A 14,479-nucleotide genomic window follows, 5' to 3' on the forward strand; every position below is an offset into this window, starting at 1 on the left:
CTTAAAATTTCACAATTCCAATTGTTTTTCTTCAAAAGTATTTTTTCAACTTTTATGTTAAATTAAAACTATATCGTTTTTTCTATTTCGCTTTTAAGAATGCTATCTATTCACGAAAGAATCCAAAAACCAATTTTAACAAAATAATCGCCATTATTTTGACCATATCTTTCAAAATCATGCGAATTAATTGAAAAATTATTCCTTTTACTGATAAAAGTTATAGATTTGTTTCAAAAAACAAAAGCAATTTTATTCCTTAAATGGAGAATACCACGACAGATATCTTTTTATGGCAACAGATTAAAAAAGGCGATATTAACGCCTTTGAGAAGCTGTATGATATCTATGCTGATGTTTTACTTACTTTCGCTTTACAATATACTAACGAAGAATCTTTAGCTAAAGATGCCATTCATGATGTATTTTTAGACATTTACAAATACCGAAGCGGTTTGGCCGAAAATGTAAATGTAAAATCATATTTATTTAAAATCACACAGAGAAACGTTTTAAAAAAACATAAAGCTGCACAAAAAATATTTTCTTTAAACACTGATTACGATTCAGTTATACTAAAAGAACTTTCTTTTGAAGACTCTATAATCGAACAAGAAAATAATACAGCCATAAACTCCAGACTGGCTTTTGCAATGCAGGAACTTACCGAAAAACAGCGCAAAGCATTGTTCTACAGATTCAATGAAGACAAACCATATGAAGAAATTGCTTCTATTTTAGGCATTTCTATCGAGTCTTGTAGAACACTGATATACAGATGTTTGAAAGAACTCAGAAAAAAACTTTAAAAAAAGGTTATTTTTTTTGTCTATGTTTCTAAAGAGTTGTTCTCTATAGAAATATATACCCCATAAAAAACATCGCCTTGCAAATTAATTTTAATAATATATCGAATGAAGAAAAAGATTCTTTAAAGAATCAAATTCTTCATGGTTTAATCGAACTGAAACAAAAAGAAGCCAAACGCAGAAAAAAGAAAAGATTAATCGCCTTTTCTGCAGCTGCGAGTGTAGCACTTTTAGCCGGATTATTTCTAAACCGAACTCCAGAAAGCAAACCAAAAACAGATTTAGAGCTTTTTGCTGAAAAAGGATTAACAACAGAATCTAATGCAGACTTAGAGAATATTTCTCTTGTAATGCAAGATCAAAAAACGATTGCTGTAGAAGACAGTTCTGTTATTAGTTATGGAAAAAATGGTAAAAAAGTTACGGTTGGAGAACAAGCAATCAATACCAATTCCAACAGCGCTTCTTTCAATACGGTTAGAGTTCCTTACGGAAAAAGAACACAAATCGTTTTGACGGACGGAACGACTGTTTGGTTAAATTCTGGTTCTTCGCTAATTTATCCAACTCAATTTGATGGATCAATTCGTGAAGTATATCTTACTGGTGAAGCAGCTTTTGACGTAGCTCATAACAAAGCCAAACCATTTTTTGTAAAAACAAAAGAATGCAATGTTCGCGTTTTAGGAACAGTTTTCAATGTGAGTTCTTATCCGGAAGACGAAACGGTTCAAACTGCTTTATTGCAAGGAAAAGTTAGAATTACTTACAATAAAAAAGGATTGCTGAGCAGTAAAGAAATTCAGGAAGACTTAACGCCTGGAATGATTGCTACAATCAATAAAGACAAAAAACAATTAAAAGTAGAAAGAAAAGATGTTGCTTCGATTCTGTCTTGGAGAGAAGGTTATTTCACTTTCAAAAGCCAGTCATTGAATACCATTTTGGGCAAGCTTTCAAAATATTATAAAATAGAATTCATCAAAGGTGCAAACTTGAATTTAGACGCTAATTATTCGGGATCTTTTGCCTTAAATGAAAACCTTAATTCGCTGGCAAATACATTGTCAAGTATTACCAATAACAGCTGTACTGTTAACGCAAACCAAAGAACTATTACAATTAAATAAATAAAAAAATCAATTCAAAAACCGTAACTGCCTATGATATAAAGCCAAAAATAAACATATCAACCTTATTTGTAAAAACTAACCAAAAAAAAAACCAAAAGATGTTGGAACCATCTTTTGGCATTGTAGAACTGTAGTCAACGCTAATTGACTATCTCTTAAATTCAAAACAAAATTATGAATAAAAAACATAATTCAGAAAAGTATTTTTCTGGACGATACCACTATTACCTATATCTGCTGCTTATGAGATCTGTTACTGCATTTATCTGGATAAGTATGTGTAGTTTATATGCGAACCCTTCTTTAGGACAAAATAAAATACATGTTCGTTTCAAGAACACGCCACTGACTGAGGTTTTTTCTACTTTAGAAAAACAGACTAATTATGTCTTCTTCTATAATGATGATGTTTTAAAATCTGCCAATACCATTACATTGGACAAAGATGCTACTATAGAAGAAATCTTAAACAATGCTTTAAAAAGCAATAATCTGACTTATGATATTATTGATAAACAAGTTGTTGTAAAAAGAAATAAAAAGAAAGCAGAACAACTAGAATACGAATTAACTGGAAAAGTAACCGATAAAAAAGGTTTGCCGCTTGTTGGCGTAAACGTAGTCTTAAGAGGAAAACAAACTTGGGATATTACCAGAAAAGAAGGTGATTACCGAATGAGAGTTTCGCCTTACGACACCATTGTTTTCAGCTCTTTAGGTTACAAAACTGTTACAATTGCTGTTAATAATAAAAGAGTTATCGACGCCACGCTTGTTCCAGATGTTATGGAACTTCATTCTGTAGAAATTCCTCCTTCTAATGGTTACACAGATATTCCGAAAGAAAGAGTTACGGGAGCTATCGAAGTCATGACAGCGAAAGAACTAGCCGAAGTTCCAACAGTAGACATTCAGTCTAGATTGGAAGGAAAAATGGCTGGTGTAAATGTTGATCCAAGAACGGGAACTATCAGTGTTAGAGGAACCAATAGTTTTAGTGGAACAGGATCTCCCTTAATCGTAATTGATGGTTTTCCACAATCTAGAGAAGATTTTGCTTTTTCTAGAAGAGGAGTGCCAGGAGCTTCTATTTTAAGTTATATCAATCCAGATGATGTTGAGAATATAACCGTATTAAAAGATGCCGCTGCTAGTTCTATTTGGGGATCGATGGCTGCCAATGGTGTTATTGTAATTACAACTAAAAAAGGAAAAAAAGGCGATCCAACAATCAGTTTTAATACCACTACAAGTATCGGAGAGAAAATAGATTTGAGCAAACTTCGCGTTATGAATACGGCTCAATATATTGATTACGAAAAAGATCTTGTAAATGGCGGATTCGTTGTTGATAATATCTCAAACTGGCAGGCTGCTAATCCAAGTGCTGCACAAGAAATTATGTTTCGACAAAAAAGAGGCGAAATCACTGTAGCTCAAAGAGATCAATTGTTAAGCCAATTGGGACAAAATGATAATTTGGGACAGATAAACAGATATTTACTAAGAAACTCTGTTACAACACAATATGATTTGTCCATAAACGGAGGAAACGAAAAAAGCACTTATTATTTGTCTTTAGGTTATAATAAAGATCAGGCTGCTATGAACGGAAATGATTCTCAATCTTATAACATTACTTTAAATAACTCTTTTCAGTTAAAAAGTTTCTTAAAATTAAATACAGGAGTTAATTACGTTCCAACGACTTATCAAACTAATACGGTTGCCAATGAAGCATTGTCAAATGTATCGGCTACAGCTTTGCGTCCTTACGATATGATTGCTGATGAAAACGGAAATGGAATCGATCGTTATTTTCTTTTCAGACCAGAAGTATCAAAAGCATTTGAAGCAAAAGGATATTTGCCTTGGTCTTATAATTATTTAGACGAACTAAATTACTCTAACGTAATAACCAAAGGAGCTAACATCAGATTAAATGCGAGTTTAACAGCTACAGTTACAAACTGGTTAAATTTTGAAGCGTCTGGAATGTATACTTCAATCACCAACAAAACCAAATCGTTGAGTGAATTAGACAGTTATTATACACGAAACATGATTAATCAGGCAACATCTGTTAATACAGCTGGAAAACTGGTTTATGGTATACCGTTGGGATCTTATTTGTATAATACAAATGCAACTAACGATAATCAGAGTATGCGTTTTCAAATGAATATCAATAAGAATTTTAACGACAATAACAGTTTACATTTCTTAGCAGGTACAGAAGTTAGAGAAGAACGCAGAGAAGGCTCAAGCCAAAGATATTATGGCTACAATATCGATACTAACTCTGGACAATCTGTAAACCCTACAGTTTATTACAATACTGTTTATGGATGGCAGAGTATGATCGGAACTTCTGACAATAGCATTAGTAAATCTAGAAGTCGTTATTTATCTTATTACAGTTTGGCTTCTTATGATTTCATGAACCGTTACCACATTTCAGGAAGTGTTCGTTTTGACGATTTTAACTTATTAGGAGCTTCAAGAAAAAATAGAGCTTTACCATTATGGTCCACTGGAGGTAAATGGGATGTTAGTAAAGAATCTTTCTTGAGTGATGTAAGCTGGTTGAGCAATTTAGCTATCAGAGTTACTTACGGTGTTGGTGGAAGTGCGCCTGGTGGTGGTTTCGGAAGCCAAAGTCCTGTCATTAGTATTGGATCTATTGATTTTAATACTCAATTGCCAACAGCCTCTATATCTATACCAGAAAATCCAGAAATTAAATGGGAAACAACAACAACGTTGAATTACGCTTTAGATTTCGGTTTTTTCAATAATCGCTTACGCGGAAGTGTTGATTTATACTATAAAAAAACAGAAGATATTTTAGCAAACTTGCCTTTCAACCCAACTTACGGTTGGTCTTATGTAAATTATAATACTGCAACTTTAAAAGGACATGGTGTAGATTTTTCTCTTTCGGGAACTATTATCAATTCTAGTTTTAAATGGGACAGTAATTTAAATTTCTCTTATAATACAAACGAAGTAACAGATTCTCGTTATGTACTAAACAGCACCAATCAGTATTTTGGTTCATCACCAATGGTTGGAAACAGTATCGGAACAATCTATGCTTACCAATGGGCAGGACTAGATGCAACGGGACAATCTCAAGTTTACAAAAAAGACGGAACAATTGTTACTTCTACTCAAGGTATTGCTTCAATTGACAAAGACGATTTGAAAAAAATGGGAACCACTTTTGCACCTTATTTCGGTGGATTTATGAATGATTTCTCTTTTAAAAATTTCAGATTAGGCGTTCAGATTACATATTACGCAGGGCATGTATTTAGAAATACAGTTTTACAAAATTATCCTTCGTATTCTGGAGTACAATATGGAGCTGTTGCAAAAGACGAATTAGTTGCTGAACGTTGGAGACAAGCTGGAGATGAAGCTACTACAAACGTTCCTGGTTTGGCAAACATTAGCTACAACAGTTTAAACCGCTATCAATATGCTGATATAAATGTGCTGTCAGCTGATAACGTTAGATTACAGCAAGTTTCATTAGGCTATAATGTACCATCAGAATACTTACAAAAAACATTTATTAAGTCATTAAGTTTCAATTTTGCGGCAAGAAATTTAGGATTATTATGGGCTAAGAATGATTTAGGAATCGATCCGCAATATTTGTCAAACGGTAACTATAATACGCTTGCACCGCAACGTAACTATACATTACAGTTTAATTTAAGTTTTTAATTTTAAAAAATAGACTTATGAAATTTCTAAAATCCACATTATATATATTCCTTCCTCTACTTTTATTAAACTCATGCCGAGATTATGTTGAAGTTGATCAGGTTGGAAACAATAGAATTTTAAAATACACCTCAGATTACAGAGCTTTAGCAAACAATTATAATGACATGACGGCTTCTGGCGGAATTTATCTTATTGCTAATGCAGATGTTGAATTTCCAACAACTTATCAAAATGGAGTTACTACAATTTGGGGTAACAGCTACACTTGGCAAGATAGAATTTACGATCCTTCTCAAGGCGATTCGGATTGGACAGGATTATACAAAGCCGTTTATTACAGTAATGTAATTCTTGATGGTGTAATGGGCAGCGAAAAAGGAACTGATGCAGAAAAAAAAGAAATCTATGCCGAAGCTTTCGTACATAGAGCATTTGCGTATTTGCAGTTAGTTAATACTTACGGTCCTCAATTCGATCCTAATTCTGCCAATTCAGAAAAAGCAGTTCCGATATTATTAAAACCAGAATTGTTTTCTTCTTTAGAAAGAAGTACTGTTGGGCAAGTTTACGATCAAATTATTTCTGATTTAAAAAGCGCTTTGGAAAATGACATTCAGAACGATCCTCAATTCAATGTGCTTCCATCAAAAAGAGCCGTTTATGCATTGCTTGCTAGAACTTATTTGTTGATGGGACAATATCAGTTAAGTCTTGAAAATGCTGAGAAAGCTTTACAGATGCAAAGTGGCTTAATAGATTTAAAATCATTTGCGACAGCATATAGCTACCCTGTTTTAATCCAGAATCCCGAAGTTATATTTTCTAAAACACTGCTTTTAACTTATAACGGAGCTCCATTATCTACAGAATTATTGAATAGTTTTAATGCTAATGATTTACGTTACAATTATTACACTGCCGCAGGAACTAGCTTCTATCCTACTTACACTGGACGAGGTTTTGGAATATACACCTACAGTTATACAAACGGAATTAATATTGGAGTTTCTGTTCCTGAAATGTATTTAATTGCTGCCGAATGTTATGCAAGAGGTGGGCAACCGCAAAAAGCAGTTGAATATTTGAACATTTTAAGAGCAAAAAGATACAAAGCTAATACTGCGTATCAGGTAAGCGCAACAACAAATATCGAAGCTTTAAATCTTGTTTTAACAGAAAGACAAAAAGAATTTATCGGAAGAGGTTTCCGTTGGTTTGATCAGCGAAGATTAAACTTAGACCCAGCTTTTCAGAAAACATACACACGAACTTTTAAAGGAACAACCTACACTTTAGCTCCTAACAGCGACGGATACGTATTCCCAATCAATCAAAATTATATCGATCTAAGCCCAGAGTTAGGGAAATAAAAAAACTTACAATGTTTACAAAAATTAAGAATATCAAATTATTGGTATTGGCTTTCTGCGCCTTTACCTTACAAGTTACAAGTCAAGAAGTTAAATCCAGATTACAAGGAATGGTAGACGTTCCAATTCCAGGAGCAACTTTCAGTATGACTTATGATCCAAAAGGTGGACCATTAGAAAATGTGAAAAATATCAGCGGTTACGCTTATGTTTTCAATGATTACAGATGGGAAATCGAAGATCTTAAAGTGAAAAAAAATGGCGCTGTTTACAGCGCCGATTTTACAGTTCCAAAAAACTGTGCTTTCATGGCTTTTAAATTCTATGGCAATACCGAAAATGGATTAGTGACTGATACAAATCAAGATACTGGATACATGCTGGTTGCTTTTAAAGAACCAAAAGTAAAAATGCCAGGAGCAGATTTGGCTTGGGCAACTTTTAGAAATAAGGACTTTAATGGCCAGTTTGGCGGTTATTTCAAAGATTTTTCTATTGATGGAGATGCTACAGAATATTGGTTAAAGAAAGAAGTAAAAGATAATGGAAACAGATTTCCTGAGTTTTTTGACACTTACTTCAATGTATTGAAAAAACAAAAACCTGAGAAATTTGAGGAATTAGGAAGCAAATTTTTAGGAGATTTTACAAAAAACATGAAAGGTCTTCCTGAAGAAGTGTACACAAAAGTGCATCATATTTATTTATTTGATTTAAAGAACAAAACAAAGGCTGATTCTCTTGAAACTGTAATCACAAAACAATTTCCAAAAGGAGCTTTTGTAAGACAAAAAGCATATCAAAAAATTATGCCGATTGCCGACGCTACAGAAAGAAACAAAGTAATGACACAGTTTTTGGCTGATTTCCCATACAATTCTGAAGTTCCGCCATCGCAGCAGTATTTCTATGATAATATTGCAAAAATGCAGTTTACTTACTATTTCGAAAACAAAGATTACAAAACGATTTTAGCAATGATTCCTAATATGAACTTTGCTAATCTTAATGATGCATACCACCAGAATATTTCTAAAGCATTGTATTTAAAAACTGTTGATGCGGCAACTATAGAAACGATGGCTGTTCCGATTATTAAACTGATGCAACAGAAAGTAAACGATATGTCGTATATGCAAGGAATTTACTGGTCCCCAAATCAGGCGACAGAAAATGCAAAAAATCAGCTTAACAACGAATTGGTAATTCAGATTCGTATGTACGATATGCTGAAAAAATACAACGAAGTTTTAGAGACTTTTGCTTTGCTTCCTTTCGAAAAACGTTACGAAAAAGCTAGTGTAAACGACATTCATATTAAAGCTTTAGAAGCATTCAATAAACCAATTATTGAAGTTTTGAAAAATGCGGCAAGAGCCAATACTTTATCAGAAGGTGCAACGGCTAAGCTAAAAGAAATTTATTTAAAAGAAGGCAAAAAAGAAGCTGATTTTCCTGCTTATCTAGAGCAGTTGAAAAAAGAAAACAAAACTGAAGAAAAAATCGCTCTGATCGATATCGCTGCTCCAGCAATTAAAGTGCAGTCTGCTGACGGAAAAACAAAAGATTTGGCTTTAAATAGCGGTAAAATTATCGTAATCGATTTTTGGGCAACTTGGTGCGGACCTTGCAAAAAAGCTTTCCCTGCGATGCAACAATTGGTGAATAACTTTAAAGATGACAAACAAGTTGAAGTGTATTTTATAAGCACGCAAGAAACGAAAGAAGGTTACAAAAAAGAAGCTTTAGCTTATCTAAAAGAAAAAGGTTTAAAAATCAATACCTATTTTGATTTGGTTAAAAAAGGCGGAGGAACAAATAACGCTTCGTTTACCAACTATGCTCAAATCTTTAAATCAAGCGGTATTCCAAGAAAAGTGGTTATTAAAGACGGAAAAATCCGTTTTACGTCTGAAGGATATTCTGGAAACCCAGGACAATTGGTTGACGAACTTACAAACGTTATCAACGCTTTAAAGAACGAATAATTGCTTCTTGAAAATCAAAAAAATATGAAAAAAATAGTTTTACTATGTGCACTCGCTTTGAGTGCGCATAGTTTATCTGCACAGAAAAAAGCAGTAGACGAATCGGCTTACCAATCATGGCAAAGAATTAATAGCAAATCTATTTCTTATAATGGAAAGTGGATGTCTTACAGCACCGTTTTTCAGGATGAAGAAAAAGAAAACAAAAAGCAGATTATTATTCAGGAAGCTCCAAAAGGAAAACGTTTGGTGCTGGAAAATATCTCCGATTTAAAATTTATCGGAAAAAAAGACTGGATTCAATACAATAAAAAAGACAGTACACTTTTGCAAAACCTAAAAACAGGCGCAAAAAAACTTTGGAAAAGCAAACATTACACTAATGTTCTTGAAGGAACAGATTTCCTATATTACACACGTCCAGAAACTCCAAAAGGAAAAATCTTTTTACAGCGTTTGGTTTGTTATAACTTAGAAAGTAACGATAGTACTTTTGTTAGCAATATTAAATCTTCTCGTTTTTTAAAGAACAAATCTATCGTTTACGTACAAATCGAAAATGATCAAATCTTTCTAAAACACGGAGCAATCGGCGGAAAACAAGAAACGGTTTATAGCGGGAAAGCATCAGATTTTGGAGATTTTCAATTGAATGAAAAAGAAAACGGCGGAACTTTTACTTTAAAAGGTGCAAACAGCGCTGATTTCAACATGGTTTACTACTTTAATCTAAACAATAATTCGACTAAAGTTTTATTCAATTATGATGAAATAACTTTAAACGATCCTAATTTCACGATTTCAAGAGTGGCATATTCGTTAAATGAAAATAGCAATCTAATTTCGTTAGTGGTAAACTCTAATAAACGTCCTGAAAATACACAGATTCCAAAATCGAATATTGAAATCTGGAAATACGACCAAGGGACAATGGAACGTAGACAGGAATTATTAAGAAATTCTAAAACGCTTCCAAGCGAGCCAAAATTCGTTTACGATATCCAAAATAAAAAAGTAATTAAAGTTGCTTCTATTGGCGAATTTGATCAAGTTTTAATTCCAGAATCTAGAAATTACAAAGGTGTTTTTGCTATTGATAAAAAACCGTATACGATAGAAGTCGACTGGACTTTTAACGAAAGAAGCGATATTTATTGGATTGATGCTACAACAGGTAAATCAACTAAAATACTTACAGGCGTTTTTGGAGGTATAACTTGGAATCCACAAGGAAGTTTTGCGGTTATGTATGACGAAAAACAAAAAGTTTGGACCGTTTTTGATCCAGCAGCAATGCAGTTTAAAAACATCAGTTCACAGATTCCTTTTCCAGTTTCAGATGATAATGTAGATATGAAAGCGGCGAATACTGCTTACGGAATTGCGGGCTGGTTAAACAATGGAAATACTGTTGTTTTATACGATCAGTTTGATTTGTGGGCAATCGATCTTACGAATCAGAAAAAAGCTTATTCTCTATCTCAAGGTTACGGAAGAAAAAACAAAGTGGAACTTCGCTATGGAGAAGAAGGATTTATTGGTGATTTAGATCAAAAGAAAACGGTTACTTTAACAGGTTTTGATTTCGATCATAAATCGAAAGGCGTTTATAAACTAACAAATAATAATTCGGTAACTAAAGTATTTGCAAATCCTGCGTATAATGTTCGAATTGAAGCAGTTTCTGGAGATAATTCAAGTGTTTTATTTTCAAAATCAAGCTATACCATTTTCCCAGATTTATGGTGGGGAACATCAAGTTTTGGATCACAATCTAAAATTACAGATATCAATCCGCAGCAAAAAGAATATGCTTGGGGAACTGCAAAAGTATTGACTTGGAAAACATTCAACGGAAAAGAAAACCAAGGAAATCTATATCTTCCAGACAATTATGACAGTAAAAAAACATATCCTGTAATTGTTCATTTCTACGAAAAACATACAACAGAATTTAATACGTATCAATTGCCAGAATTAAGTTCTTCGAATATTAATATTCCAAGTTACTTAAGCAGAGGTTATATCGTGTTTCAGCCAGACGTACATTATGTTTACGGCGATGTCGGAAACAGTGTTTACAATGATGTCATGAGCGGTGTTGAATATTTAATTGCAAACGGCATTACTGAAAAAGGTAAAATCGGAATTCAAGGACACAGTTTTGGCGGTTACGAAACTTCTTTCTTAACAACTAAAACCGATCTTTTCAATTGTGCGATTGTGGGTTCTGGCGTAAGCAACTTTACTGCTAATTATCCTGTAATGAGATCAAACGGTATTTCGACAATGTTTAAATACGAAGCCGATCAATACCGTATGGGAAGTTCAATGCATGACAATTTGGACGGATACATTAAAAACTCGCCTTTATTTTCTGCAAAAAACATCAAAACACCAATTTTGATTTTCCATAATGATAATGACCGCGCGGTTCCATATCAGGAAGGACAATCTTTATTCTTTGCACTTCGTCGTTTAGGAAAACCTGCTTTATTAATAAACTACAAAAAAGAAGGACATACTTTAGACGACGCCAGCAACAGAAAAGACTGGACACTCAAAATGCAGCAATATTTTGATTACTACTTAAAAGGTTCAGCAAAACCAGACTGGATGTAATTTAATCCTTAAAAAATTATACACTGATTTTACTGATTCGCTATCGCGAAGACGCTGATTAAACGGATTTTAATTTAAATATTTTATCTGTAAAATCCGCGTTTTCGCAAAGCGAATCCGTTTAATCCGTGTTCCATTACAACTGTTTTTTTGAAGATTTCAAATGAACAGCAGGAACTTCTTATACCCTTTTCAAAATAAAATTCAATCAAAAAAAAGAACAATAACTATCAACAATGAAAGCAAAATTAATTGTAGCGCATCTTTTATTCTTGGGATTAACCCAGGTTTCTGCGCAGTTTAAAACTACTTTTCCGTTACCTAAAGAAGTGGTGCACGGAACGCTTCCAAACGGAATGCAATATTTTATCATGCACAACGAATGGCCGAAAGACAGAGCCGATTTTTATTTCGTTCAAAATGTAGGAGCTATTTTAGAAAATGATGATCAGGACGGGTTAGCGCACTTTCTAGAACATATGGCCTTTAACGGTACAGAACATTTTAAAGGAAAAGGAATTATCAATATGCTGGAAAAGCAAGGTGTTTCTTTTGGAAAAGACATCAATGCTTACACCGCTTATGACGAAACGGTTTACAACATCAGTAACGTTCCTGCTGATAATAAAACTTTATTGGATTCTTGCATGTATGTGTTACACGACTGGTCAGGTTCTCTACTTTTAGCAAATAATGAAATCGATGCTGAAAGAGGTGTAATTCGTGAAGAATGGCGTACCAGAAGAAACGCAGATTACCGAGCAGGAGAAAAAATTGACAAAGTAGTTTTTGCAGGTTCTAAATATGCAAAACGAAATGTAATTGGCGATTTGAATGTCATCAATAATTTCAAATATCAGGTTTTAAGAGATTATTACAAAAAGTGGTATCAACCGCAAAATCAGGCTGTCGTTATTGTAGGGGACATCGACACAGCTTTAATTGAAAAAAGGGTTAAAGAGATTTTCGGTTCGATACCTACTCCAAAGAAAATCAACAAAAGAGAATACGAAAAAATTCCGGTGCAAAAAGAAAACCGTTATGTTCTGGCAACCGACAAAGAGTTACAGCGCTCTGGAATTTCACTTTCGTACACGCAACCAAAACCATTAGTACAAGACGAAGCAGAAATGACTAAAAGTATGCAGGAAAGTCTTGCTATGCAATTAATGAATATTCGTTTTGGAGAATATATTATTAATAATGAAACAGCAGGTTTGTCTTTTGGCGTTTCAAATAGCAATCTTTCTAGATTAGATAGCAAATTTTCATTGAATATTACACCTAAAAAAGGCAAATTTCTAGAAGCTTTTTCAGAAGCTTACAGAGAATTTGAAAGAGCCATTCAAAACGGATTTACACAACAGGAATTGGATCGTTTAAAAACCAAAATGCGAAGCAGTTATGAAAATCGTCTAACGAATAAAGATAAAATCAGCAACGGATCTTGGGCAGAACAATTACAGATGTATTTCTTAGAATCGAATCCAGTTATGACAATGGATGAGGAATACAAATGGATGAATAATTTCTTGGACAAAGTTACATTACAGCAAATTAATACCGCTTTTAGAACTTTAGAACCAAAACAAAACTTAATCTTATCGGTTTCTGCTCCAGAAGATGCTGCAACTAAATTCCCCGAAGCAAATGACTATTGGAATGCGATGAAAACCATTTCAAGCAGCAAATTAGAACCTTACAAAGAAGAAGAACTTACAGCTTCATTGGTAAAAGATGAATTGAAGGAAAAAGCTATTGTAAAAACAGAAGACATTAAAACATTCGCAAATGCGAAAAAATATACTTTGGCAAATGGAGCAAAAGTGATTATTTACCCAACCACATTAAGCAAAGACCAAATTTTGTTTTCTGCGTACAGTGCAGGAGGAAATTCTTTAGCAGACTGGCAAGATCTTCCTTCAACACAAATTGCAACTGCTGTAGCAGCATATTCTGGTTTAGGTGATTATAAATTTACCGATTTAAAAAAGAAACTTACTGGTAAAACAGCTAGTGTAAGTCCGTATATTGGTGGTTTATACGAAGGTTTTAACGGAAGCAGCAACAAAGAATCGCTTACTACTTTACTACAGCTAACTTATTTATATTTCCAACATCCGAGATTTGACACAACAACTTTTGACAAAATCAAAGAGCAGTATCAAAACAAGTTAAACAATGCTCAGAACAACAATCAAAAGGCTTTAAGCGATACAATCTCTGTTTTAAACAGTAATTACAATAAACGTAACTGGTTATTAACGCAAGATTTTATCAACGCTTTTGATTTGAATAAAGCGAAGAAATTCTATACCGAACGTTTTTCTAATGCAGGAGATTTTACTTTTTTATTCGTTGGAAACATTTCTGAAAAAGATATTGCTTTAATTAATACTTATTTAGGCAATATTCCATCAACTCCAAAAACAGAAAAATTCGTTGATCATAAAATTTTCATGAAAGACGGAAAAACAGAAAAAACAATTTTCAGAACAATGGATACGCCAAAAACAACGGTTTATCTTCATTTAGAGAACAAAGATGTTGAGTATTCTAAAAAGAATAAAATCTTAAGTTATATGGTTTCAGAATGGCTGACTAAACGTTATTTAGAAACCATTCGTGAAGAAGAAGGTGGCAGTTACGGCGTACAAGTTGGAGCTGATTTATCACAGTCTCCTTCTCCATTGTTTTCACTAGAAATCAACTTTGACTGTAATCTGGAAAAAGCGGTCAAATTGACCACGCTTTTTCAGCATAAAGTGACCACCGATTTCGGGTCAAACTGACCACTCCTTTTCAATTTAAACTGACCA

Annotated in this window: 7 protein-coding genes; all 7 read left to right on the top strand. The window is 33.5% G+C overall.

Translation table 11 applies throughout. The features are described 5' to 3' along the window. The first annotated feature begins 263 nt into the window (after positions 1-263). The 7 genes from HNP35_RS12805 (at position 264) to HNP35_RS12835 (ending at position 14,452) form a co-directional block, all read left to right on the top strand. Positions 264-809: an RNA polymerase sigma factor gene (locus tag HNP35_RS12805; protein ID WP_184162545.1), complete on the top strand. Its 546-nt coding sequence runs from the start codon at positions 264-266 to the stop codon at positions 807-809. A gap of 77 nt (positions 810-886) precedes the next feature. Then, positions 887-1,939 (top strand): FecR family protein, encoded by a 1,053-nt coding sequence (locus HNP35_RS12810; RefSeq protein ID WP_184162548.1) that lies wholly within the window; start codon positions 887-889, stop codon positions 1,937-1,939. 177 nt (positions 1,940-2,116) lie between these two features. Beyond that, the gene (locus HNP35_RS12815; protein WP_184162551.1) at positions 2,117-5,677 is read left to right on the top strand and encodes a SusC/RagA family TonB-linked outer membrane protein; all 3,561 of its coding nucleotides are present in this window, start codon (positions 2,117-2,119) and stop codon (positions 5,675-5,677) included. Between the two features lie 17 nt (positions 5,678-5,694). After that, positions 5,695-7,050 carry a RagB/SusD family nutrient uptake outer membrane protein gene (locus HNP35_RS12820; RefSeq protein ID WP_184162554.1) on the top strand — a complete coding sequence of 452 codons (1,356 nt, stop codon included), beginning with the start codon at positions 5,695-5,697 and terminating at the stop codon, positions 7,048-7,050. Positions 7,051-7,061: 11 nt separating this feature from the next. Then, positions 7,062-9,038 carry a TlpA family protein disulfide reductase gene (locus HNP35_RS12825; RefSeq protein WP_184162557.1) on the top strand — a complete coding sequence of 659 codons (1,977 nt, stop codon included), beginning with the start codon at positions 7,062-7,064 and terminating at the stop codon, positions 9,036-9,038. Between the two features lie 24 nt (positions 9,039-9,062). Further along, positions 9,063-11,660: an alpha/beta hydrolase family protein gene (locus HNP35_RS12830; protein WP_184162560.1), complete on the top strand. Its 2,598-nt coding sequence runs from the start codon at positions 9,063-9,065 to the stop codon at positions 11,658-11,660. Positions 11,661-11,896: 236 nt separating this feature from the next. Next, on the top strand, positions 11,897-14,452 hold the full coding sequence (locus tag HNP35_RS12835; protein WP_184162564.1) for a M16 family metallopeptidase: 2,556 nt from the start codon (positions 11,897-11,899) through the stop codon (positions 14,450-14,452). Positions 14,453-14,479: the final 27 nt, after the last annotated feature.

The organism is Flavobacterium notoginsengisoli (assembly GCF_014207905.1).
GTDB lineage: Bacteria > Bacteroidota > Bacteroidia > Flavobacteriales > Flavobacteriaceae > Flavobacterium > Flavobacterium notoginsengisoli_A.

Coding starts and splice junctions, on each gene's coding strand:
- HNP35_RS12805 (WP_184162545.1), top strand. CDS start 264: ATGGAGAATACCACGACAGATATCTTTTTATGGCAACAGATTAAAAAA.
- HNP35_RS12815 (WP_184162551.1), top strand. CDS start 2,117: ATGAATAAAAAACATAATTCAGAAAAGTATTTTTCTGGACGATACCAC.
- HNP35_RS12820 (WP_184162554.1), top strand. CDS start 5,695: ATGAAATTTCTAAAATCCACATTATATATATTCCTTCCTCTACTTTTA.
- HNP35_RS12825 (WP_184162557.1), top strand. CDS start 7,062: ATGTTTACAAAAATTAAGAATATCAAATTATTGGTATTGGCTTTCTGC.
- HNP35_RS12830 (WP_184162560.1), top strand. CDS start 9,063: ATGAAAAAAATAGTTTTACTATGTGCACTCGCTTTGAGTGCGCATAGT.
- HNP35_RS12835 (WP_184162564.1), top strand. CDS start 11,897: ATGAAAGCAAAATTAATTGTAGCGCATCTTTTATTCTTGGGATTAACC.